Below are 23883 nucleotides of genomic sequence, written 5' to 3'. Positions count from 1 at the left end.
ATCCGAGTTATTAGTCCGCCTGTTTTCTTAAAAATGCTGGAATATCATACACATCCATGCCCGTTTCTTTTAAAGCATCCACCGTAGAACTGCGCCCGCGACGAATAGGAGTGTCATATTCCTCATCAATTGGGTTGCCATCGGTCCCGGTCATCACAATGCGGATGGGAGGTGTTTGCATACGTTTAACAGGCTCACCCAGACCAGTGGCCACAATGGTCACACGCAGAGAATCACCGATGGTTTCATCCACAACACTACCAAAGATCACCGTGGCGTCGTCAGCGGTGAAGGAGCGAATAGTATTCATGACATCATGAACCTCTTTTAATTTCATATTGGTACCGGCGGTAATATTCACCAACACCCCTCTTGCTCCCGCCAAATTCACATCCTCTAACAGCGGGCTTGCGATAGCCTGTTGAGCCGCAATATGGGCGCGATCAATACCGGCAGCCATGGCTGAGCCCATCATCGCCACTCCCATCTCTGACATCACGGTTTTAACGTCCGCAAAATCCACATTGACGAGCCCAGGACAATTAATCACTTCAGCAATCCCTGCCACCGCCCCCTTGAGTACGTCGTTTGCCGCTTCATAGGCCTCTAACATAGTAATGTCTTCACCTAACACATCCATGAGTTTTGCATTAGGAATGATAATGAGGGAGTCGACGTTTTGCGCCAACTGAGTGATCCCATCAAGGGCAGCTTTCATGCGCTTGCCTTCAAAATCAAAGGGTTTAGTCACCACCGCCACAGTCAAAACACCCAACTCTCTCGCAATTTCCGCCACCACAGGCGCTGCACCTGTTCCCGTTCCACCGCCCATGCCAGCGGTGATAAACAACATGTCAGCACCTTGAATCATTTCAGCAATCCGTTCGCGATCAGCCAATGCTGCCTGACGGCCTACTTCTGGATTAGCTCCAGCTCCTAGTCCCTTAGTAATTGACTGCCCCAACTGCAGTAAATGCGTGGCTTTACTACGTTTCAAAGCTTGGCTGTCTGTGTTCATAGCAATAAATTCCACACCCGATACACCGCGTGACACCATATGCTCCACCGCGTTACCACCGCACCCCCCCACTCCGATAACTTTAATGACGGCTTCGAGCGCTTGATTTTCTAGAATTTCAAAAGATGGCATGTTTTATTCTCCTAATTGTTCTGTAGATTTTACCTAATTAAAACGCACTCTTAAACCAATTTTTCATTCGTTCGTAGATTTGTGCAAAAGAGGTGATGTGAGAGCGAGACACTTGCTCTTTTTGATGTTGCTCTACCCCTGAATAAAGAAGCCCCATGGCCGTGGCAAACCTTGGATTTTTTACCACCTCAACAAGACTTCCTTGATAGTTAGGAGTCCCCACACGAACTGGCATATGGAAAATCTCCTCACCCAACTCCAGCATTCCTACCATCAAACTGGCACCACCTGTTAGCACAATGCCAGAGGATAAAAGCTCTTCAAAGCCACTGCGTCTGAGTTCTGCTTGTATTAAAGAAAACAACTCTTCCACCCGTGGTTCTACCACTTCAGCCAAAGTATGTTTTGACATTTGTCTTGATCCCCGATCACCCACCCCAGGAACTTCCAATAATTGGTCTGCATCTGCCAAATGGCGAAGGGCGCAACCATGGGCAATTTTAATTTCCTCAGCATCCTTGGTTGGGGTTCTTAAGGCCATAGCAATATCGTTGGTAATCTGATCACCGGCTATAGGAATAATGGCCGTATGGCGAATTGCTCCACCAATAAATACCGCGATATCAGTGGTCCCACCACCAATATCCACTAAACATACCCCCAAATCCTTTTCATCTTCCGTTAACACAGCCACTGAGGAGGCGAGGGGCTGCAAAATCAAATCACGTACCTCAAGACCACAGCGCCTTACACATTTCATAATATTCTGAGCCGCAGAGACAGCGCCTGTTACGATATGAACCTTCACCTCGAGACGAACACCACTCATACCGATAGGCTCTTTAACATCCTCTTGTCCGTCAATAATAAACTCTTGCGTTAAAATATGGAGTATTTGCTGATCCGTTGGGATACTGACAGCCCTAGCTGTTTCAAGCACTCTTTCAATATCGTCCTCGGCAACTTCTTTATCTTTAATGGCTACCATACCATGAGAATTAAAGCTCTTAATATGACTGCCAGCGATACCGGTAATCACTTCACTAATTTTGACATTAGCCATCAACTCAGCTTCTTCTATGGCGCGATGAATTGAGTTCACCGTTGCCTCAATATTAACCACCACTCCTTTTTTAAGTCCTTTAGAAGGATGTTGACCAATCCCAATAACATCAAATCCTCCTTCAGGTAGGATCTCTGCAACAATAACCACAATTTTAGAGGTCCCAATATCAAGCCCAACGATCAAACTACGTTGGTCGCGATTTTTTTGCATCATTGCCCCACTCCCGATTCATCTTTGGCTAGGCGCAAAGCAAAGCCACTTTCATATCTTAAATCAACCAACTGTCCTGGCTCCACTTGATTACCAAAAATGGTCGGGAAAACCTGCACAAACTTACCTAACCGCTGATGAATATTAACGCGGCCTAAATAAAGAGTTAATCCATTATCTAACTTAATTGTCCAAGCCCTTCGCTCAGAGAGAACCAACTGATCAATATGTTGATGGATATGGGCTAATTGACGGTTAAATTCCTGAGCCTCTCTTAATACTTCCACCTCTGATCCATCAGGACCCGAGTATTGAGGTAAATGACCGGTATAATCTGCCTCAAATAACTGACCGTTTGTATCTAACATTCTCTGCTCGTCCCAACGAACCATTGGATGATGTTCCACTATGTTGACCTCCAACCCGTTCGGCCATAAACGACGTAAGTGTACATGACTCACCCAGGGTATTGAATTTAATTCTTTTGCAGCCAAGGGTAAATTAAAGGTAAAGAAATTGCCAGGCATGGATTGCATATGTTTACTGATTAATTCTTTATCCACTTGTTGTAAGTCACCTGTAACCTGGATACGCTGTATATTAAACATTGGCCGTTTGATTCCCCAGCTGACCAAGGCATAAAGCATCACCAGCAATACCCCAGCGATAGCACATTTAGTGACTAGAGTAGCCACATTCAGCCAATTCATTTTTTCCACACTTTGTGTTTGAGTGCCTGGTTTAACCCGGGTACCCATGGAAGACTGACGACGCTTTCTTCGTTGAGATAACTCAAAGTCATCTCTTTTGGGACGGTGATTGCGTCCTAACTGTAGCCATCCTGGTAATGTAATAACAGCCATAGTAAACCCTCCTCCTTAACCTTTTGTATTACCAATAATTCTGACCTCTGGCTGAAGTGAGACACCGCACTCCTCCCAGACCTTTTGCTGAACACGATAAATTAAGTTTTCAATATCGGTGGCACACGCATTACCTGTATTAACAATGAAATTTGCATGCTTTTGCGACACTTCAGCAGACCCCTCACGTAACCCCTTCAAACCACATTGTTCAATTAATTGCGCTGCAAAACCCTCTGGTGGATTACGAAATACGGATCCTGCGTTAGGTTGTCCAAGTGGCTGACTTGCTACGCGTCGTGCTAACAATTCTTTAATAATTCGCTGACCCTGCCGTAAGGGATCATTAATGAACCTCAACTTGCTCGCAATAAACCACTCATTGGTTGGCTGCAATCGATGAGGGATTTGTGACTCTGATGAGTTTTTTAATGCCACATGCCGGTAACTGATGTCATAGTCCTCAGCCGTTCTCTCGTGAAAACATCCCTCTTCATCCATGGTGACAACCGTCTGCACGCAGTCCCATGTTTCGTGTCCATAGCATCCCGCATTCATGGCTAGGGCTCCACCCATAGTGCCTGGAATGCCCGCTAAAAACTCGGCTCCTTGATAACCCAGTCTAGCCACCGTCCGCGCCACCTTCGGCGCCGGAACCCCAGCCTCGACCTCTAAAACCAATTCATGGGCTAATTGCGTTATTATTTTTATTTCCTTTAATGCGCCATGCATTTGAATCACAGTTTCTGATAATCCTCCATCGCGGACCAGTAAATTACTGCCTAAGCCCATCACATGAAAAACCGACTGACTATGTTCGCGTACAAAGCCAAATAAATCCTCTCGGTTTAAAGGTACATAAAACAACTGAGCACTACCCCCAGCACGCCAACTCACGTGCGCACTCATGGGTTCATTTTTTCTCAAGGATCCTGGGCTCAGGTAAGTCATGATGTCATGAACTCTTCAGTTAACTTCATTAACTGCTGAGGTAATAAACCGATACTTCCAGCGCCCATGGTGATCAGTACGTCCCGGTCCTGCAAATAATCCAACGACACTTGGGCGAGGGTCGCCAAATCACTATGACGGAGAGGTTTTTGATGGATTTTTTTACGCTCTAGGGCTTGCGCTAAATGATCACTATCTATACCCGTTAAAGGACTTTCCCCCGCCGGATAAATATCACATAAAATCACGCCATCGGCCTGAGATAGAACCTCCACAAAATCTTCAAAACAATCCCTTGTTCTACTATAGCGATGTGGCTGAAAAGCCAACACGATGCGTCGATGTGGATAAGCGCCACGAGCAGCTTCAAGAGTTGCCTTCATTTCCACCGGATGATGGCCGTAATCATCGACCAAATCAAATAACCCTTTATGCTGCGGAAGTATTCTGACTCCATAGCGTTGAAAACGCCGTCCTACCCCAGTAAATTTTTCTAACGCCTTAATAATAGATGGTGTTGAAGCTCCTACCTCAAGGGCCACAGCAATAGCTGCCAGGGCATTTAATACATTGTGATGACCGGGTAAATTCAATACCACCGAAAGACGACGAGTCTCTTGTCTTACCCGGTTTGGTTTAAGTAGAACGCCAAAACTCATTTGACCTTGGTTGGCTTTCACGTCAACGGCTTGAATCATTGCCTCATCGGAAAAACCGTAAGTCACCACTGGCTTTTCAATACGCGTTAATAATTCTTTAACCACAGGATCCTCAAGGCACAATACGGCCACACCGTAAAAAGGTAAATGATCTAAGAACTGAATAAACGCATCTTTTAGTTTTTCAAAATCATGATCATAGGTTTCCATATGATCTTGGTCTATATTGGTTACCACTGAAATGACTGGTTGTAAAAAGAGAAAGGAAGCATCCGATTCATCCGCTTCAGCCACAATAAACTCACCCTTACCCAGCGCTGCATGGGCGCCCGCACTGTTTAATTTACCGCCAATTACAAAAGTGGGATCAAGATCCGCCTCGGCTAAGATACTGGCAATTAAACTGGTGGTCGTAGTTTTACCGTGAGTGCCCGCTACGGCTATGCCTTTCTTTAGACGCATTAATTCTGCCAGCATCATGGCTCTTGGGACTACCGGAATTCTCTGCTCTCGTGCACGCACCACTTCAGGATTGTTTTTTGCTACCGCCGTGGAGACTACCACCACATCCGCACCTTCCACATGATGTGCATGATGACCTTGTCGGATCAGAGCACCTAGCCCTGCCAGTCGCTCGGTTGCCGCGTTAGTATTCAGATCTGAGCCGGTCACCTCATAGCCTAGATTTAATAGTACTTCCGCAATGCCGCTCATCCCAGCGCCACCAATACCCACAAAATGAATATGATGTACCTTATGACGCATAAATCATTTCCTCAGCAGCCTGGCACAACTCATCTGTGGCCTGTCTTTTAGCGAGTTGATAGGCGCGCTTTGCCATTAAAGATAAGTCTTGTCGATTAAGGTGCTTTAAAAACTTAACCAAACCCTCTACCGTTAAATTTTTTTGTTGAATCAAGTAGGAGGCTTGCTTACCTTCTAAAAATTGCGCATTGATTGTTTGATGATCATCGACCGCTGAGGGGAAAGGAACAAATAAACTGGCTACCCCAGCACAAGCCACTTCACTTACTGTTAATGCGCCAGATCGACAAATTACCAGGTCAGCTTGTTGATACACCTCGGCCATGTCATCAATAAAAGACACCAGCTGAGCCTGTACTTGATAAAAACTGTAGCACTGTTGTAACTCCTCAAATAGTTTAGCTCCTCCTTGATGAATGACCATGGGTCGCTCGTCCACTGGAAGTTTAGATATAGCCTCAGGAATAACTCTATTTAACGCTCGCGCTCCTTGACTCCCACCCAGCACAAGCAACACAAGCTTGCCATGGCGAGCTTGATAGCGCTTAAGGGGATCTGTAAGGCTTGCAATTGATGTTCTGACCGGATTACCAATCCATGTTGATGAATTGGGTCTGGGTAAAAGATGAGCCAATAGATTATTTGACGGTTGCTCAAATGCACCTGGAAACCCCGTAAACACTTGTTTAGCCCACAAAGCCAACAGGCGATTAGTTAAACCGGCCACGGCATTTTGCTCATGAATGATTAATGGGCAACCATACCACTTAGCAGCGACTCCACCTGGAAAAGAAGCAAACCCTCCAAAGCCCACGGTCAACACAGGTTGATACTGTCGATAGAGTGCTAAAGCGGCTTTACAGGCCATCAACATCATCCATGGTGCCCGTAAATATCGCATTAAACCATTGCCACGCATTCCCTGTACAGCCACCTTTTCTAATTGATAATTTCTTTGTGGAACTAATTTAGCCTCCATTCCTTGCTCAGAACCCAGCCAAATAATTCGATACTGTTTCAGTTTTAATTGATCGGCAAAAGCCAGAGCAGGGAATACATGCCCGCCCGTTCCACCTGCCATAATAAATATTATGCGCTCTGTCATGACAACCTCCCGCGTGGAGACACACGAAGTTCATAATCAATACGCATTAATAACGCCAAGGCTAAGAGATTTGACACAATTCCAGAACCACCATAACTCAACAAGGGGAGAGTCAATCCTTTAGTGGGAAGCATCCCCATGTTCACTCCCACATTAACGATCGTTTGTACCGCAATCCATACGCCAACTCCCTGCGCTACCAAAGCACTAAAATGACGATCTAGCGCCGCAGCACGGCGTCCTATAGCAAAAGAACGCCACAGCAAAAAGACAAATAAACCCAAGGTGATAAAGACTCCTACAAAACCCAATTCCTCAGCAATCACTGCCATGAGGAAATCCGTATGGGCTTCAGGCAAATATAATTGTTTCTCTACACTGGCCCCAAGCCCCACGCCAAACCATCCCCCATGACCAAACGCAATCAGGGCATGGGTTAATTGATACCCCTTACCAAAAGGATCTGCCCAAGGATTCCAGAACCAAATTAAACGATTTAAGCGATAGGGAGAGATCACCACCAAGGCCACAAAAGCCACGGACAACAGGAGCATTAATATGACAAACAAACGCCAATTTAACCCCCCTAAAAACAAAATTGAAGCGGTAATGGCCGTCATCACCACCAATGCACCAAAATCTGGTTCTTTTAACAATAAATAGCCCACTAAAATCATGATGAGTCCCATGGGGAAAAAACCTTTAGTAAGGCTATGCATAAAGGCTGCTTTACGAACGGTGTAGTCAGCAGCGTAAAGCACCACAAAAAACTTCATGAACTCAGAGGGTTGTAAATTAAAAACAATTAAAGACAACCAGCGACGACTGCCATTTACTTCTTTGCCCAGACCAGGTACCAAAACCAGTATCAGCATAGGTAATCCCACGGCAAAGAAGAGATAAGGAGCTAGTCTTTGCCATGTTTCAACTTTAATCTGGAAGGCGATAAAGCCAGTCATCAGGGCTGCCGCCACATACATTAGCTGCCTTATGAAAAAATAATTGGAATGATAGCCGGTGTGGCGATCAGCTTCCGCACTCACGATTGAGGCGGAATATACCATGATGACCCCCACAGCCAGCAGTGACAGAATGGTCCAAAGTAACGCCATATCGTATTCAGAACGCAATAGCTTAGGAGGAGCGATGTTTTTCATCATACCTTTTCTCCAATGACTTCTTTCACTGACTGAATAAACACCTGAGCGCGATGTTCATAATGATCAAACATATCAAAACTAGCGCAGGCGGGCGACAGTAGAACGGCATCGCCTTCTTTTGCCAAAGCCACGGATTGAACCACCGCCTCTTTCATATCCTTAGCATGGACCACAGGTATCCCGCAGTGCTGAGTCGCCTGCTCAATGAAGGGGGCATCTCTGCCAATTAATACCAAGGCGCGACCATAGGTTTTTAAGGCGGGTCCCAAGGGGGTAAAATCTTGTCCTTTACCCTCGCCACCCGCAATTAATACCACCTTCTGCGACAAGCCCTTTAAAGCGGCCACGGTGGCCCCAACATTAGTCCCTTTTGAGTCATCGTAAAAAGTTATCTGCTGGTGGGTAGCCACCCATTCAACACGATGAGGTAATCCTTTAAATTTCATTAAAGCTTCGCACGCCTGAGTAGGATCAACACCCACTGCCGTAGTTAAGGCGAGTGCTGCCATGGCATTGGCAACGTTATGGGAACCTGCTAGAGGTAACTTATTTACCTTGAGATACCGGGTTGAACCAAGACTGATCCAAGCGTCATCTTGATTTTGCGTGACACCCCACTGCAAATGATTAGCTGGCGGATTTAAGCCAAAAGAGTGCGCCGCAGAAATCTTATGCCCCATGGCTGCGGAATAAGAGTCCTCACGGTTTACCACCGGATGCTTACAATGCTTAAAAATCCGTTCTTTCGCCGACGCATAATCGCCCATACTTGAATATCGATCTAAATGATCTTCACTGATGTTCAATACTGTGGCCGCATCAAGCCACAAATTATCGGTACTCTCTAACTGAAAACTAGATAATTCAATCACGCAGGCTTCTAGGGCATCTATCTCGCTCATGACAGCCAATACTGGAGTCCCAATATTACCAATTACCGCGGTGTTATAACCCGCATGCTTTAAAATCTCTCCCACCATGGTGGTTACGGTACTTTTACCATTGGAGCCTGTAATTCCTATCACAATAGGTTTGTGCGGTAAGGTTGCGATGACTCGCGCAAAGATCTCCACATCGCCCATGACAGAAGCCCCGCGTTGCTTGGCGTCACGTAGTGGCTGATAGCTCTGTGCTATGCCTGGGCTAGTAATAATGATATCGGCTTTCTTAATCGCTTCCAGATGCGCCTCACCACAATAGAAAACAACCTCTTTAAAAGTCATTTGTAAGCGTTCTAATTGGGGCGTTTGCTCTCTGGTATCCGCCGCTAAAACGGTTAACTCAGGGAAATGTTGTAACCAACGCAATACCGAGCTACCGGTCTCGCCAAGACCTAGCACAAGGATTATTTGTTGCGGGTTAAATACTGTTTGCATATCTTAATTACCTAATCTTTAAGGTGGACAAACCAGCCAAAATTAAAATAATCGTAATAATCCAAAAACGAACCACCACCTGATTTTCCTTCCATCCTTTCAACTCAAAATGATGATGCACCGGAGCCATTCGAAAAATACGATTACCCGTTAATTTAAATGAGGCCACTTGCAACACCACCGACAACGTTTCAAATACAAATACGCCACCCATCACAAATAAAACAATTTCTTGCCTAACAATAACCGCCACCAACCCTAAAGCCGCCCCGAGGGATAACGCCCCGACATCACCCATAAAGACCTCTGCGGGGTATGCGTTAAACCAGAGAAAGGCCAAGCCTGCTCCGGTCATGGCTGCACAAAACACCACCAACTCTCCCGCTCCGGGAATACTTGGAAAAGCGAGATAAGCAGCAAAAATTTTATTACCGGCCACATAGGCAAAAATTGATAAAGCGGCGGAAATCATGGCGGTAGGCATGATAGCAAGACCATCTAACCCATCGGTTAAATTCACGGCATTGCTGCTACCTACGATGACCAAGTAGGTCAAAATAATGAAACCGATATTGCCAAGAGGTAATCGGATGGTTTTAAAAAACGGCACAATCAGTTCTGTTTCAGCGGGACTCACTGCCATGTTAGCTAAATAAATCGCCACACACAGGGCAATGACCGACTGCCAAAAGAACTTAGCCCGCGCTGATAATCCCTTGGGATTGCGATGTACGACTTTACGGTAATCATCCACCCAACCAATCACACCAAAACCAGTTAAAACGGTCAGGCAAAGCCAAATATAGCGATTGGTGAGATCAGCCCACAGCAGTGAAGTAATCGTAATCGCCACTAAAATCAAAGCGCCGCCCATAGTGGGTGTTCCACTTTTAATCAAATGGCTCTGCGGTCCGTCGGCTCTTACCGATTGACCTATTTTATAGGCCGTAAGCTGGCGAATCATAGCTGGCCCGACCATAAAGGACAAAGTAAGCGCCGTGAGCATGGCCAGCACAGCTCTTAAGGTGATGTATTCAAAGACATGAAAGCCATGAATCCCCATGGTTGTCCCTAACCAATGTGCCAGTACTAGCAACATATCTGTAATCTCTTTTTGATCATTGCATTAACCCTTTAACTACTCGCTCCATCTGCATAAAACGGGATCCTTTCACTAATACCGTTGTCTCGCTATTGAGTTGCGGCTTGAGTACGGCAATAATTTCCTCCACCGACTCATAGTGATGTGCATTGACCCCAAAACTTGCAACACTGTAATGGGTCAGTTGACCTACAACGTACAAGTTATCAATACCGGATTCTTTTGCTCGCAGGCCAATTTCCTGATGTAATTCTTGCGCAAATTGACCTAATTCACCCAAATCACCTAACACCAGAATCTTCCTTCCCTCTCGTTCACTCAATACATTAATCGCCGCATAAACCGAATCAGGATTAGCGTTGTAAGTATCATCTATGACTAAGGCTCCTAGCGCAGAAAATTGAGCTTGAAGGCGTCCTGGAACACCACTGAAGGACTCCAAACCATGGATAATTTCACTGGCTCTCACCCCAGCCGCAAAACAGGCCGCAGTCACTGCTAGAGCATTGTCGCGGTTATGTCGGCCTGGTATGTGTAAACGCACACTCAAGGTTTCCCCAAAACCCGAGACAGTGAGATCTTCACCCTTAATAGCGCCAGTAATATCCGCGGCGGCGCCCATGGCAAAGGTTAATTGTCGGTAAGGGTTGGCCGCTTGCGCCAGAATTGAGCTGGTAGACAAATCCGTTGGATATACCGCAACCCCCTCTTTATCCAACCCTACAAATATTTCACTTTTTGCCTGGGCTATAGCTTCAATGGAACCCAGCAGGCCAATGTGTGCCCGTTGTACTGTATTTATCAAGGCAATATCGGGTTGAGCTATTTTTGAGAGGTAGGCTATTTCTCCTGTGTGATTCATACCCATTTCCACCACCGCAAAACGATGATGGGAACGCAATGCCAATAACGTTAAGGGAACACCAATGGCATTATTCAGGTTTCCCTCCGTGGCGAGTACTGCATTGTCCTCGTAACCAATTTGCAGGGCATGAGCGCGCATAATGGAAGCCATCATTTCCTTAACAGTGGTTTTACCATTGCTTCCTGTTAAAGCAATCACAAATGGATTAATTTTTTTACGCCAAACATGAGCTAACTGGCCAAGGCTTATTAAGGTATCCTGCACCTTTAACAAACAGGCACTCGATAAGTCCGCTGGCGGCACCCAGTGCTCATTCACCAGCGCACACACAGCGCCCTTATGAAGAGCTTGGCTAACGTAGTCATGGCCGTTAAATTGTTCACCTTCTAAGGCGATAAATACGTCCCCTTTTTCAATACGCCGACTATCCGTAGAAATACGGTTAACCTCCAGCGAGTCCAATGAGCTATCAAGGGGTAACCTTAAGAAATGGGCTAACTGACCTAAGCTCATCATGGGCGTATTCTGCTCACTCATTACCCTCTCCCGCGAGACCATTGATTGACTACCTCATGGTCACTAAAAAATGATTTAATTCCTTTTATTTCCTGATAAGTCTCATGCCCCTTCCCGGCAATCAGCACCACATCATTGTGGGTAGCCATATTCAAGGCAAACTCTATCGCCTGGCGACGATCAAGAATGATCTTAGCCTCCTTGACGGCGACCCCTTTACGGATCGCCTCTGCAATTGCGAGAGGATCCTCATCACGCGGATTGTCATTAGTAATGATGACCTGATCCGAGAACTTGTCGGCTACTTCTCCCATTAACAGGCGTTTACCAGCATCTCGATTTCCACCACAACCCACCACACAAATTAACTTTCGTGGCTCAGGAATCAGTTCTTTGAGGGTAAGTAGCACTTGCTCTAAAGCGTCTGGGGTATGAGCATAATCAATCACCACCACTGGCCCATGATTTAACAGCACTTTCTCCAAGCGGCCTTTGGGGGATTGCAATTTAGGTAAAGAGGCAATGACCTGATCCAGGTTCAAACCCAAACATTTTAATGCTGCCAATACTGCCAACAAGTTCGCCACATTAAAGCGTCCCAAAATCGGCGCAGTCACTGAGCGGGCGACGCCCCCATCTACCACATCAAAGGTGGTTTGATAGAGATCTAACTTAATGTTTGCTGCAAAGAGAACTGCCGGATCGTCGGTGGGTACTACCGAATAACCCATCACTTTCGGTATGATATTTTTATAGCGTTCAAATAGTTCTCGGCCAAACTCATCATCAATATTAATCACTGCCCACTTTAAATCGCATGCTTGAAACAGCAAGGCCTTGGCTTCTCCATAAGCTTGCATAGTGAGGTGATAATCCAAATGATCACGAGTAAGATTAGTAAACACAGCACCAATAAAATTGATACCTCTGACACGCCCTTGAACCAAGCCATGAGAAGATACTTCCATGACGCAATCTCTACACATCGCTTCACTAAATTGCTTTAACCTTTTTTGGCACTCTATAGCATCTAAAGTGGTATTCACTGAGCTTGTCAGATGAGGCCAAATACCATTGCCCAAGGTACCCATGAGGCCACAAGATACCGCTTGCAGTGATAGAAGTTGAGCGATCCACAGGCTACAAGTACTTTTACCGTTGGTTCCAGTTACCCCTACAACTCTCATTTTTTGCGAGGGAGAGCCATATACAACACTGGCCAATTCACTGATATTTTCTTTTAATTGCGCCACAGGGCGGTGCTTCACATGAGCCCATTGTGCAGGCCAAACAAAGTCATTTGAATCCCAAATAATTGATCCAGCCCCTCGCTCTATGGCGTCTGCAATATAGTCTCTGCCATCCTGCCTATCTCCTTGATAGGCCACAAAGGTGTCTCCAGACTTAACGGATCGACTGTCAGCGGTTAACTCACGAATCTTGAGTTCTGAATGCAATTGAGCCGCAGTATGTTTAAAACTACCGCGGCCAGGAGGGAGTGGATGATTGACACTATTTATCATCACGTATCCTCCGCTGCATCATTTTTAGTGATCACATGGAAATCACCAGAACCCGGGGCGTCAGGAGGAACAGCATTCATTTGCAATACACTACCCATTAACACAGAAAAAACAGGGGCCGCCACTTCTCCCCCGTAATAGACTGCGCCCTTTGGGTCATCTATCATGACGCCAATGATATAGCGCGGATTGGAGGCGGGAGCAAAGCCAACAAAAGAGGCTATATAATGATTCCCATAGTGACGACCACTGACCTTATGGGCTGTGCCTGTTTTTCCAGCAACGCGATAACCCTTTACCTGCGCTTCAATGGCTGTCCCTTCTGGTTGAACCACCATCTCTAACATACTCTTCACTTCATCAGCGGTTTTCTGTGAAAATACCCGCCGACCGACCGTTTCTCCATTAACCTTAATAATGGATAAAGGTTTTAATACACCATGGTTAGCAAAAACCGTATAAGCCTGAGCTAATTGGGTTAGGCTAACTGAAATACCGTTACCGTATGCCATAGTAGCCTGCTCGATGGGGCGCCACGTTTTATAAGGGCGCACCTTACCACCCGTCTCCCCCGGAAAACCCAGCTTTGGTGGCAACCCAAAACCCACATCTGTAAAGGTATTCCACATATCTTTTTTATCTAAAGAAAGAGCAATACGCGCCGCTCCCACATTACTAGAATGCTGAATAACCTGCGCCACCGTTAGCGCGTCAGAGCGATGGGTATCATGAATTTTGGCGGGACCTATACTCATGACTCCGCCAGTTGTTGGGATTACCGTATCAGGAGTAACTTTACCCAACTCAAGAGCCGTTGCTATGGTAAAAGGTTTTAAGGTAGAGCCGGGCTCATAGGAATCCGTTAATGCTCGATTTCTCAGTTGTGCCCCTGAGAGATGGTGACGGTCATTGGGGTCGTAATTTGGGCAGTTAGCAAGAGCTAATATTTCTCCTGTTAGACTATCCACCACAATCACAGAGCCTGCCTCGGCATGGTGTAGTTCTACGGCACGGGTTAGCTCTCGATAAGCCAAATGTTGAATACGATAATCAATACTCAGCGTAATATCTTGACCCGGTCTTGAGACGCGTATATTTTGCTCATCCTCAATAATATGACCAGCCCGATCTTTAATGACTCTCTCAGCCCCATCGCGCCCCCCTAAAAAGCGTTGATAGGCAAACTCAATCCCTTCTTGACCCATATCATCGGAATTGGTAAAACCAATCACATGGGCCACCTCTTCACCTTTTGGATAGGCGCGGTGATAGCCTCGCTGCGCAAATAAACCTGTTATATCGAGATGCATGATTTGTTGTGCTACGCTTGGATTAACCTGGCGTTTCAGATAAACGATATTACGTTTCCCTTCATCCAGTTTTTGCTTGAGCTCATCCACATCCATACCCAACAAACCAGCCAGCTTTTTCTCTTGGTGATCATCAATATCAACATTTTCTCGGCTAGCTAAAATCGACTCTGAGGGAACGCTAATGGCCAAAGGGACGCCATTGCGGTCACGAATAATTCCTCGGTTAGCTGGAATATCAATAACACGGCTGTAACGCTCTTGCCCTTTTTGTTTAAGAAAATTTGCATGAAAACCTTGTAAGTAGATATCTCTACCTACTAGCACCACAAACCAACCCATTAAAAATAAAAGTAAAAATCTCGAACGCCATCCCTCAAGCTTAAAATTAAATCGTGATTGGGGTTTAGAGTCGAACCTCATGGAACACCTTGATCAGAGGAGGCTGATGAGACGATCAGCTTTATTTTCCCAGGAAGAGGAGAATGCATTTGTAACTCTTGTATCGCTCCTTCCTCAATACGCTTACTTGAAGTCAGTGATCCTTGTTGAATTTGTAACTCATTCCACTCATTGTGGAGCTGTAGAGCATAATCTCGCTCTTTTTGTAAATCAATAAATAACACTCGTGAACGATGTTGAGCATTGACTACAGCTAGAGCCATCAACACTACCACCATAAAGAGTATAAAGTTAATTCTATTCATGCCGCGCACCTCTCAGCCACCCGCATCATCGCACTTCGGCTTCTTGGGTTGGCTTGCTGTTCTTCACTAGATGCTTTAATGGCTTTACCAATCAAGCGTAATTTAGGCTGCGGTCTTTGTGCTTCAGCAATAGCGATCCCCCTAGGAATTTCAGGGGGAGAGGAGTGACGTTTAAAAAACTGTTTTACTAATCGGTCTTCTAAAGAATGAAAACTAATCACTACCACCCGACCACTTTCCTTTAATAAAGACAGTGTTTGCGGCAGTACCTTTTCAATCTCCTCTAATTCTTTATTGATAAAAATGCGGATAGCTTGAAAGGTACGCGTAGCAGGATTAAGACCTGGCTCACGTTTTTTTACAATACTGGCAATCAAATCAGATAATTGTTGTGTGGTTTCAATGGGGGTTATATTTCTCTGGTTCACAATCGCTAGAGCAATTTGTTTGGCAAAACGCTCCTCACCATAGTCTCGTATAACCCGGGTGAGATCTAGTACCCCCACCTGACTTAGCCATTCCTTGGCAGACATGCCAGCCTCAGGGTTCATCCTCATATCAAGAGGACCATTAAACCGAAAACTAAAGCCACGCTCAGGCTCATCTAACTGCGGAGAGGAGACACCCAAGTCGAGTAAAATACCGTCCACTTGTTGCACTCCCAAGCCAAGCAGCCGCTCATTCATCTCAGAAAAGCACCCATGGACAAACTGCAAACGCTGATCTTGCCACTGCCGAGCTATGACACTTGCTGCCGGATCGCGATCAAAAGCAATTAACCTGCCATGAGGACTTAACTGTTTTAAGATTGCCTCACTGTGTCCGCCTCGTCCAAAAGTGCCATCCACATAAATACCATCTGGCACAATGTGAAGCGCTTCAATGGCCTCAGACAACAGGACACTAACATGACGAGATGGATGAGTAATAGTTGTATTGGTCTTCATTACAATGAAAAGTCTTCCATACCAGCCGGAATAAGGTCAGCACCCAAGCGCTCAATTTCTTTGAATTGCTCCTCCCAGGCCGGTGGATTCCATAACTTAAAGTGACTACCTTGACCGAACATCATCACTTCTCGGTCAATCTCTGCAAAACGCCTTAAGGCTGGGGCAATGAGGACTCTACCCGCACCGTCCATTTCCACATCATCAGCATGTCCCACTAACAAACCCTGCAAAAGAGTTGAATTACGGTCAAAGCCAGAGCGCTTCATGATTGCGTCGCGAATAGGCTCCCACGCAGAACGGGGGTAAAGAAGAAGACAACGGTGGGGGTGGGCAGTAATCACGAGGTGACCATCACTTTGCACACGCAAAGCATCTCTATAACGAGTTGGTACTGCCAATCGTCCTTTGGCATCCAAACTGATTAATGATGGCCCTTGAAACACTTTCTCCCCTTTTTTTAGCCCAAAAAGATCGAATTTCCCATAAATTCCCACTTTTTTCCACTATAGGATATAAGTACCATGAGGTCAAGAGTTAAGAGCCAGCAAATCACTGTTTTTTTTGAAGAATATGGGATATTGGAGGGGTTCTAACAATGCTAAGAAAAGATGAGGTGAAGCTGGCCGGTAAGCCGGGTTCTGTCGTGGACAGTCATTCCTCTAGACGACTGGTTACCCAGTCGTTCCAGCAACCTACCCAGGAACAACGCGAGCCACGTTAACGTTCCTCTATTTGGTCTTGCTCCGAATGGGGTTTAACATGCCAAAACTGTTGCCAGTTTCGCGGTGCGCTCTTACCGCACCTTTTCACCCTTACCTGCATTGCCTAAACAATACATCGGCGGTCTAAGTCTCTGTATCACTTTCCATGGCCTCACGGCCTCCGGTCGTTAACCGGCATTCTGCTCTATGGAGCCCGGACTTTCCTCTCCGTGTGTGGACACGCAGCGACTGTCTAGCCAGCTTCACTTACTATTCTAGCAAGATTAAGCCACTAGACTCCAAATAAGATATTCTCCTGAGCGCATGGGAACCAAAGATTGAGATCCATAGGGTAGCGTCAACGGAACCTTAACCTGCTGTTTTTCAATAGTTATTTGATCTTTATTACGAGCCAAACCATAAAAATCAGCACCGTAAAAAGAAGCAAAACCTTCGAGCTTATCGAGGGCTCCAACACTCTCGAAAGCCTCAGCATATAATTCAATTGCTGCATGAGCCGTATAAATGCCAGCACAGCCACAGGCGTTTTCTTTCACGTTTTGTGCATGGGGGGCACTATCTGTGCCTAAAAAAAACTTTGGGTTCCCAGAAATCACAGCCTCAAGAAGGGCTTGACGGTGTGTTTCACGTTTTAACACGGGTAAACAATAATGATGAGGACGAATCCCACCCTGAAACAAGGCGTTACGATTTAATAACAGATGATGCGCCGTGACGGTGGCGGCTACATTGCTGCCTGCGGTTAAAACAAACTTAACCGCTGAGGCAGTGGTAATATGTTCTAAGACTACCTTTAATTTGGGGTATTTCAAGACTAAGGGAATCAGCTCTTCTTCAATAAACACCCTTTCTCTATCAAAGACATCCACATGGGGGTCGGTGACTTCACCATGAACCAATAAGGGCAGCCCTAATTGCTCCATGGCCTCTAGTACCGCCTCAACGCTCCCCCACTGGCGCACGCCAGAGTCTGAATTGGTCGTTGCTCCAGCTGGATAATATTTTACTGCCTGCACAAAACCCGACTGTTTTGCTAACTCCATTTCCTCCACGCGACTGTTTTCCGTTAAATAGAGGGTCATGAGGGGAGTGAAGCTTGCTCCTGCAGGAAGAGAGGCCATAATTCTGTCATAATAGGCTTTTGCCTGAGCTACGCTGATAACAGGCGGCTTGAGATTTGGCATAATAATAGCTCGGGCGAAACGTTTTACCGTATCAGGCAATACAGCCTTTAAAAAGTCTCCGTCACGCACATGTAAATGCCAATCATCTGGGCGTGTTATCGTTATCCTTTCGCTCATAACCTCTCCTGTTTATCCCCGTATAATTTAGTGCAAATATTAACATAATACCTTATTGCAAATAAGAAGTATTCTCGTTTAAGATAGAGGTATGAATACTATTTATCGAGCCAGTGAGCTGAAAACCGGAGAAAGCGCTGTCATTAGCGAAGTTAGCCTTGATGCCACCACGGATCCACGCTTGGGGGAGGACTGTATTCGACGCTTGCTTGAACTAGGCTTTATTCCCGGCGAATCGGTAAAAGTGATCCGCAAAGGCTTTCCCTATGGTGATCCTATCGCCTTTCGTATTGGCACTTCCACTTTTGCTTTGCGCGCCAAAGAAGCGCAGACCATTAAAGTAGGCTTACCTCAATCATGAAAAACGCCTATATTGCCGCTCTCGTTGGAGCCCCTAACTGTGGAAAAACAGCTCTCTTTAACCAACTCACAGGTAGTCGACAAAAAGTCGCTAATTACGCTGGGGTGACCGTGGAAAAAAAAGAGGGGGATTTAAATTGCCCTTCAGGTCAAAGAATTCACATAATTGATTTACCCGGAACCTACAGTCTTACACCCACCTCACTGGATGAATCCATTACCCGCCGCGTTGTCATGGGGCAACTTAAAGATGAAGTGGCCCCTGATTTACTAGTATGCGTGGTGGACAGTACCAATTTACGCCTGCATTTGCGTTTAGTGTTGGAGTTGACCCGTCTTAAAAAACCCATGGTCTTGGTGTTGAACATGATGGATGTGGCAAGAAGCCAAGGGCTTCAGATCGATGTCAAAAAACTCTCCCATGAACTCTCTATTCCCGTAGTGGAATGCATTGCGGTAGATAAGCAAGGGGCGCATGATGTAGTGGATTTTCTTGATCAATGTAACCTTGCCGATCATCAGAACGCCCTGTTACCTTGGAAGGACCCCACCACTCACGAGCTACAACAAATGCAACACAGAGTAAGAGAAATCATTGAGCTTACCTGTGATGAATCCATTAGACACGAAGGGGTTACTGAGCGCTTAGACAACATCATCATGCATCCCGTCTGGGGAATGCTGATTTTAATGTGCGTGTTATTCTTCACCTTCCAGGCGGTTTTTAGTTGGGCCAACTTACCCATGAAGGCCATTCAACACGGTATTGATTGGATCAGTATTAGTGTTAATCATTGGCTACCACAGGGGTTACTGAGGGCTTTACTCGTCGATGGAGTGATTTCAGGGGCTGGCAGCGTCATCGAATTTCTACCCCAGATCCTGATTTTGTTTGCCTTTATCCTAGCTCTCGAAGACTCCGGTTACCTACCCCGTGCAGCCTTTTTACTGGATCGAATCATGGGGAGCGTAGGCTTATCGGGTCGCTCATTTATTCCTCTTCTATCAAGCTTTGCTTGTGCCATTCCCGGGGTCATGGCCACGCGCACCATTCAAAATCCACGGGATCGTCTTACCACTATTTTGATTGCGCCTTTAATGACTTGCTCGGCAAGACTGCCGGTTTACGGACTACTCATCGCCGCCTTTATTCCCCATAAAACCGTCATGGGACTCTTTAATCTGCAAGGGTTGGTCCTATTTTCTCTCTACATGGGTGGCATTGTATCGGCCATGTTGGTGGCTCTTGTTCTTAAAAAAACCATTGGTCGCCGTCACTATCAACCCTTAATGATGGAACTGCCCGCTTACCGCCTGCCCCATTTACGTAATTTAGCCATGGGCTTACTGGAGCGTGCGGAAATCTTCACTTCACGGGTAGGTAAAATCATTCTACCCATGATGATTATCCTATGGTTTTTAAGCTCTTTCCCGGGAGCCCCTGCTAACGCCAGCAACCCGGCCATCAGCTATAGCCTCGCGGGTAAACTGGGTGAATTTTTGCAACACATTTTCGCTCCCATTGGCTTTAACTGGCAAATTTGTTTAGCTCTTGTGCCAGGACTCGCTGCCCGAGAAGTGGCAGTCGGAGCATTGGGCACTGTTTATGCCTTAGCAAGTAGTGGTGGAGAAGTGAGTACCTCTGCGTTAGCGCCGGTACTGCATCAGTCCTGGAGCTTAGCCACTGCTTTATCGTTATTAGTATGGTATATTTTTGCGCCACAATGCGTGGCAACGTTAGGCGCTGTAAAACGGGAAACCAATTCATGGCGTATCCCGTCGATTATGCTAACTTACTTATTTGCTCTGGGATACATTGCTTCTTTCATTACTTATCGGCTAACGCTGATGCTGGGAGGTTAATATGTGGGATTCAATGATTACTATGGTTATTGTGGCTATTGCGGCAGTTTACTTAATTCGTCAGTGGACAAATAAAAGTGCTTGTCATGGCTCCTCTGCTTGTAACAACTGCCAATCTTCCAAGGCTGAAGAAGAGCATAACCACTGCTAAATAACACTCATCAATCCCTTGATCAGATAATTACCAGTGGTGAATAATACTAGCCACAATAAGGATATTAGTGAGTACGTACACCATCACAATACCACTTCTAATTAAGGCAACTTTATCCGCCTCTTTATTATCGCCAACTGCCTTCTCTCCTAATGCCTTAGCCCACAAACGCCACATACCCCTCCCCCATTTATAAAGTCACGTATAACTCACATTAATTAAAGGATTTCCCCCTGACACTCAGATTTTTTATTCTCTCCCTTAGCCTACGAAACTTACTCCAACATTAATTTCACCTTGAGTGGTAAATCGCCCAGCGCTACTTACGTATATTCTGCCATATTCCACCATACTCCTAACTGTAGAACAATCAGATCAGATTGACGCTCTTCAAATAGTTGCCTTCCCTATAGGTAACCTCCTAATTGAATCAGTTACACGACAGGTATAAAGCGAATCAATACCATCGGGCGTTGGAAGGCTGTCCAGCTTCTCCCATTTAAAGCCTGTGCCCTTATAGAATTCAGGCCAAGATAACTTGTGTATTTTTTCAAATACCAAACGAACTCTATCAGCTTCAGTCGTCTCAAGAGAAATCAGCTCTCCAAGAATACCGAGTTATTTAAATCAAGCTGAATGTTCTTTGCGCTTCACACTTTGAGCCTTTTTTATCTTTAAATCTGCAAAATTGGATTCTTTTGCTGGGTTTTTAAAAGCCCATGCCAAAGCCTTTCCAATGCCCTTCTTCGCAGCAGCAGGCTCATGCAACCAACGTTCATTATCCGGAATAATAGTGACTGTGCAAATAACCCTAACACCTGGTTCCAGGTTTTCAATAAGCACTTTTTTACCAGCATGTTCTTTGCCAAGCGAAATCTGACCACTCGTACCAATTGATTTAACGACTTGATAGTCTAAACTGCTGTACCTATAAAACTCTCTTTTAAACACTGGCTTTGACTTTATTCTATTTTCATTCGGCATGATTACATGATAGAAAGAATATTGTACTTGTAATCATTTTTTACGTTGTTTTATTACTAGGAACGATCTTACAAACCTTGGAATGATTTAGCACGCCCCATAGCGCACTCACTTTTTAAGTTAACAATCACTGAATTTAAAGCGGTTTTTTTGAGAGTTTTTTCTGTTAATCCCATGCTCGCGAGTTCGAATCTCGCTCGACCCACCATCAATCTCCAGCAAGAATGCGTCCAGACTACCGCCTAACGAGATTACTCTACCGTTACGCTTTTCGCTAAATTACGGGGTTTATCTACATCTGTGCCACGTTGACAGGCCACATGATAAGCCAACAATTGAAGCGGAACCACATGCATAATGGGGCTCAAGATCCCTTCATGATCAGGCATACGAATTACATGAATACCCTCCTCTGCTTTAAAATGAGAGTCATTATCAGCAATCACGTATAGCACCCCACCACGGGCTTTCACTTCCTGTAGGTTTGATTTTAATTTTTCCAGTAAATTATCATTGGGCGCCACAGCAATCACAGGCATGCGTTCATCCACCAAGGCGAGGGGACCATGTTTGAGCTCTCCTGCCGGATAAGCCTCTGCATGAATATAGGAAATTTCCTTTAATTTCAATGAACCCTCTAGGGCAATTGGATAGTGAATTCCTCGGCCTAAAAATAGCACATGTTCTTTTTGCGCGATACGATCAGCCCACAACTTAAGCTGTGGCTCCAAATTGAGTACATGTTGAATTTTGTTGGGTAATCGTCTTAAGGCGTCCAAATACTCGCCTTCATGCTCCTTAGTCAAGCGCTCCTGTTCTTTTGCAATTACCACAGCCAAAGAGAACAATGCCACTAATTGGGTAGTGAATGCCTTGGTGGAGGCCACACCAATCTCTATGCCGGCGCGAGTGAGAAAAGAGAGTTCCGATTGTCGAATCAAAGCGCTCTCGGGGACATTACAAATCGTCAAAGTGTGATGGTGACCTAGGGCTTTCGCATGCTTCAAGGCCGCTTGCGTATCTGCCGTCTCACCAGATTGAGAAATAGTAACAACTAAATAATCTGTTTGCGGGACCGATGTCCGATAGCGGTACTCACTCGCCACTTCTACGACACAAGGTAGCTGTGTAATATGCTCCACCCAATAGCGTGCCACTAAACCCGCATGATAACTGGTACCGCAGGCCAGAATCATGACTCCCTTGATGTGTGGCAAAACCTCCTGCGCTGTTGCGCCAAAAAGTTGAGAACTAAAACCCAAACCCAAAACCTTCTCAACCGTATCAGTAATAGCCCTGGGTTGCTCTGCGATCTCTTTTTGCATGTAATGCTGGTAAGGACCTAACTCCACATTGTCAGCAGAGAGTTCACTAATATGGAAGGGGCGCTCTACACTCTCCCCCATGGCATCACAAATGGAGTAACCCGTATGAGTGAGCTCCACCACATCCCCCTCTTCCAGATAGAGCATTTTCTGTGTGACACTAATCAGTGCCGAGGCATCAGAAGCCAAATAGTAACCCTCTTCCCCTAAACCAATCAGTAAAGGGCTGCCCAGTCGCGCTGCCATCAATTGATGAGGTTTGTCTTCCACCATCACAGCAATGGCATAAGCGCCCTCCAGTCTTGCTAGAGACTCTCTCACAGCTAATTTAAGATCATGGTGCTGTCGGTAAAAAGAATGTACTAAATGAGCGATAACCTCTGTATCAGTTTCTGAAGTAAAGAGATAGTCCTCACTTTGTAGCTGTCGACGCAACTCTTCATAGTTTTCAATAATACCGTTATGGACCACTGCCACACCATCTAAACTGACGTGTGGATGGGCATTACGCTCTGAGGGTACCCCATGGGTCGCCCAACGGGTATGCGCAATACCAATGAATCCTGTGACCTGATGTTGATTAACCTCTTCCTCTAATTGTTTAACGCGACCCGTACTTCTGACGCGCGACAAATGTTGGTGTTGAATAACTGCAATCCCTGCCGAGTCATAGCCCCGGTATTCTAAACGTTTTAAGCCCTCAATTAAGATAGGGACAATGTTCTTCTGACTAATGGCACCAACAATACCGCACATGATCGTCACCTTACCAAAGGATATAAAACAATTATTATGTCTTAAATCATTATTAATAGGATAGCTTTTGCTGTTTACTCTTAAAGCCAATCCTGTAGTATCTTAAAAATCAATAAAGTAACTAATTTTAATATTTAAAA

General features: G+C 45.6%; 22 protein-coding genes and 1 other RNA gene. 3 read left to right on the top strand and 20 right to left on the bottom strand.

Annotated elements, in window-relative coordinates:
* Positions 1-10 precede the first annotated feature (10 nt).
* From ftsZ to pyrC, 17 genes are all read right to left on the bottom strand, one after another.
* On the bottom strand, positions 11-1150 hold the full coding sequence (gene ftsZ, locus FERRO_RS04275) for a cell division protein FtsZ (RefSeq protein WP_056929600.1): 1140 nt from the start codon (positions 1148-1150) through the stop codon (positions 11-13).
* A gap of 37 nt (positions 1151-1187) precedes the next feature.
* Positions 1188-2426, bottom strand: coding sequence for a cell division protein FtsA (ftsA, locus tag FERRO_RS04270; RefSeq protein WP_056929803.1), 1239 nt, complete (start codon positions 2424-2426; stop codon positions 1188-1190).
* Positions 2426-3289, bottom strand: a complete 864-nt coding sequence (locus tag FERRO_RS04265) for a cell division protein FtsQ/DivIB (RefSeq protein WP_056929599.1) — start codon at positions 3287-3289, stop codon at positions 2426-2428. The genes ftsA and FERRO_RS04265 overlap by 1 nt, the downstream gene beginning before the upstream one ends.
* A gap of 15 nt (positions 3290-3304) precedes the next feature.
* Positions 3305-4240: a UDP-N-acetylmuramate dehydrogenase gene (gene murB / locus FERRO_RS04260; RefSeq protein ID WP_056929598.1), complete on the bottom strand. Its 936-nt coding sequence runs from the start codon at positions 4238-4240 to the stop codon at positions 3305-3307.
* Positions 4237-5664 (bottom strand): UDP-N-acetylmuramate--L-alanine ligase, encoded by a 1428-nt coding sequence (murC, locus tag FERRO_RS04255; RefSeq protein ID WP_056929597.1) that lies wholly within the window; start codon positions 5662-5664, stop codon positions 4237-4239. The genes murB and murC overlap by 4 nt, the downstream gene beginning before the upstream one ends.
* A complete protein-coding gene (gene murG, locus FERRO_RS04250; RefSeq protein ID WP_056929596.1) occupies positions 5654-6769 on the bottom strand; it encodes an undecaprenyldiphospho-muramoylpentapeptide beta-N-acetylglucosaminyltransferase in 1116 nt (371 codons plus the stop codon). The genes murC and murG overlap by 11 nt, the downstream gene beginning before the upstream one ends.
* Positions 6766-7926 carry a putative lipid II flippase FtsW gene (gene ftsW / locus FERRO_RS04245; protein ID WP_446718616.1) on the bottom strand — a complete coding sequence of 387 codons (1161 nt, stop codon included), beginning with the start codon at positions 7924-7926 and terminating at the stop codon, positions 6766-6768. Before ftsW ends, murG begins: the two co-directional genes overlap by 4 nt.
* Positions 7926-9305 (bottom strand): UDP-N-acetylmuramoyl-L-alanine--D-glutamate ligase, encoded by a 1380-nt coding sequence (gene murD, locus FERRO_RS04240; protein ID WP_056929594.1) that lies wholly within the window; start codon positions 9303-9305, stop codon positions 7926-7928. Before murD ends, ftsW begins: the two co-directional genes overlap by 1 nt.
* Before the next feature lie 7 nt (positions 9306-9312).
* Entirely contained in the window at positions 9313-10404 is a 1092-nt protein-coding gene (mraY, locus tag FERRO_RS04235) for a phospho-N-acetylmuramoyl-pentapeptide-transferase (RefSeq protein ID WP_056929593.1), read from the bottom strand.
* Between the two features lie 19 nt (positions 10405-10423).
* On the bottom strand, positions 10424-11809 hold the full coding sequence (locus FERRO_RS04230) for a UDP-N-acetylmuramoyl-tripeptide--D-alanyl-D-alanine ligase (protein ID WP_204374737.1): 1386 nt from the start codon (positions 11807-11809) through the stop codon (positions 10424-10426).
* Positions 11809-13311 (bottom strand): UDP-N-acetylmuramoyl-L-alanyl-D-glutamate--2,6-diaminopimelate ligase, encoded by a 1503-nt coding sequence (locus tag FERRO_RS04225; RefSeq protein ID WP_056929592.1) that lies wholly within the window; start codon positions 13309-13311, stop codon positions 11809-11811. Before FERRO_RS04225 ends, FERRO_RS04230 begins: the two co-directional genes overlap by 1 nt.
* A complete protein-coding gene (locus FERRO_RS04220; RefSeq protein ID WP_056929591.1) occupies positions 13311-15044 on the bottom strand; it encodes a peptidoglycan D,D-transpeptidase FtsI family protein in 1734 nt (577 codons plus the stop codon). The genes FERRO_RS04225 and FERRO_RS04220 overlap by 1 nt, the downstream gene beginning before the upstream one ends.
* Positions 15041-15328: a cell division protein FtsL gene (gene ftsL / locus FERRO_RS04215; RefSeq protein ID WP_056929590.1), complete on the bottom strand. Its 288-nt coding sequence runs from the start codon at positions 15326-15328 to the stop codon at positions 15041-15043. Before ftsL ends, FERRO_RS04220 begins: the two co-directional genes overlap by 4 nt.
* A complete protein-coding gene (rsmH, locus tag FERRO_RS04210; RefSeq protein WP_056929589.1) occupies positions 15325-16275 on the bottom strand; it encodes a 16S rRNA (cytosine(1402)-N(4))-methyltransferase RsmH in 951 nt (316 codons plus the stop codon). The genes ftsL and rsmH overlap by 4 nt, the downstream gene beginning before the upstream one ends.
* Positions 16275-16721 (bottom strand): division/cell wall cluster transcriptional repressor MraZ, encoded by a 447-nt coding sequence (mraZ, locus tag FERRO_RS04205; RefSeq protein WP_056929801.1) that lies wholly within the window; start codon positions 16719-16721, stop codon positions 16275-16277. The genes rsmH and mraZ overlap by 1 nt, the downstream gene beginning before the upstream one ends.
* A 168-nt stretch (positions 16722-16889) precedes the next feature.
* Positions 16890-17244: RNase P RNA component class A (rnpB, locus tag FERRO_RS05020), an RNA gene on the bottom strand.
* Between the two features lie 19 nt (positions 17245-17263).
* Positions 17264-18301 carry a dihydroorotase gene (pyrC, locus tag FERRO_RS04200; protein WP_056929588.1) on the bottom strand — a complete coding sequence of 346 codons (1038 nt, stop codon included), beginning with the start codon at positions 18299-18301 and terminating at the stop codon, positions 17264-17266.
* Between the two features lie 91 nt (positions 18302-18392).
* On the opposite strand from pyrC, the gene FERRO_RS04195 reads away from it, so the two are divergent.
* The 3 genes from FERRO_RS04195 to FERRO_RS10170 are packed head-to-tail and all read left to right on the top strand — an operon-like array spanning position 18393 to position 20675.
* Positions 18393-18662 carry a FeoA family protein gene (locus FERRO_RS04195; RefSeq protein ID WP_056929587.1) on the top strand — a complete coding sequence of 90 codons (270 nt, stop codon included), beginning with the start codon at positions 18393-18395 and terminating at the stop codon, positions 18660-18662.
* A complete protein-coding gene (feoB, locus tag FERRO_RS04190; RefSeq protein WP_056929586.1) occupies positions 18659-20524 on the top strand; it encodes a ferrous iron transporter B in 1866 nt (621 codons plus the stop codon). Before FERRO_RS04195 ends, feoB begins: the two co-directional genes overlap by 4 nt.
* A 1-nt stretch (position 20525) precedes the next feature.
* Complete coding sequence (locus tag FERRO_RS10170) at positions 20526-20675, top strand: hypothetical protein (protein ID WP_160318097.1); 150 nt, start codon at positions 20526-20528, stop codon at positions 20673-20675.
* Positions 20676-20705: 30 nt separating this feature from the next.
* Here FERRO_RS10170 and FERRO_RS10235 read toward each other — a convergent pair whose 3' ends face one another.
* The 3 genes from FERRO_RS10235 to glmS form a co-directional block, all read right to left on the bottom strand.
* The gene (locus FERRO_RS10235; protein ID WP_192839852.1) at positions 20706-20855 is read right to left on the bottom strand and encodes a hypothetical protein; all 150 of its coding nucleotides are present in this window, start codon (positions 20853-20855) and stop codon (positions 20706-20708) included.
* Between the two features lie 450 nt (positions 20856-21305).
* Complete coding sequence (locus FERRO_RS04185) at positions 21306-21662, bottom strand: DUF2080 family transposase-associated protein (RefSeq protein ID WP_082601172.1); 357 nt, start codon at positions 21660-21662, stop codon at positions 21306-21308.
* Positions 21663-21913: 251 nt separating this feature from the next.
* The gene (gene glmS, locus FERRO_RS04180; protein ID WP_056929585.1) at positions 21914-23743 is read right to left on the bottom strand and encodes a glutamine--fructose-6-phosphate transaminase (isomerizing); all 1830 of its coding nucleotides are present in this window, start codon (positions 23741-23743) and stop codon (positions 21914-21916) included.
* Positions 23744-23883 lie beyond the last annotated feature (140 nt).

It is taken from the genome of Ferrovum sp. JA12 (genome assembly GCF_001431705.1).
Taxonomy (GTDB): domain Bacteria; phylum Pseudomonadota; class Gammaproteobacteria; order Burkholderiales; family Ferrovaceae; genus PN-J185.
This window is presented reverse-complemented; position numbering and strand designations above follow the sequence as displayed.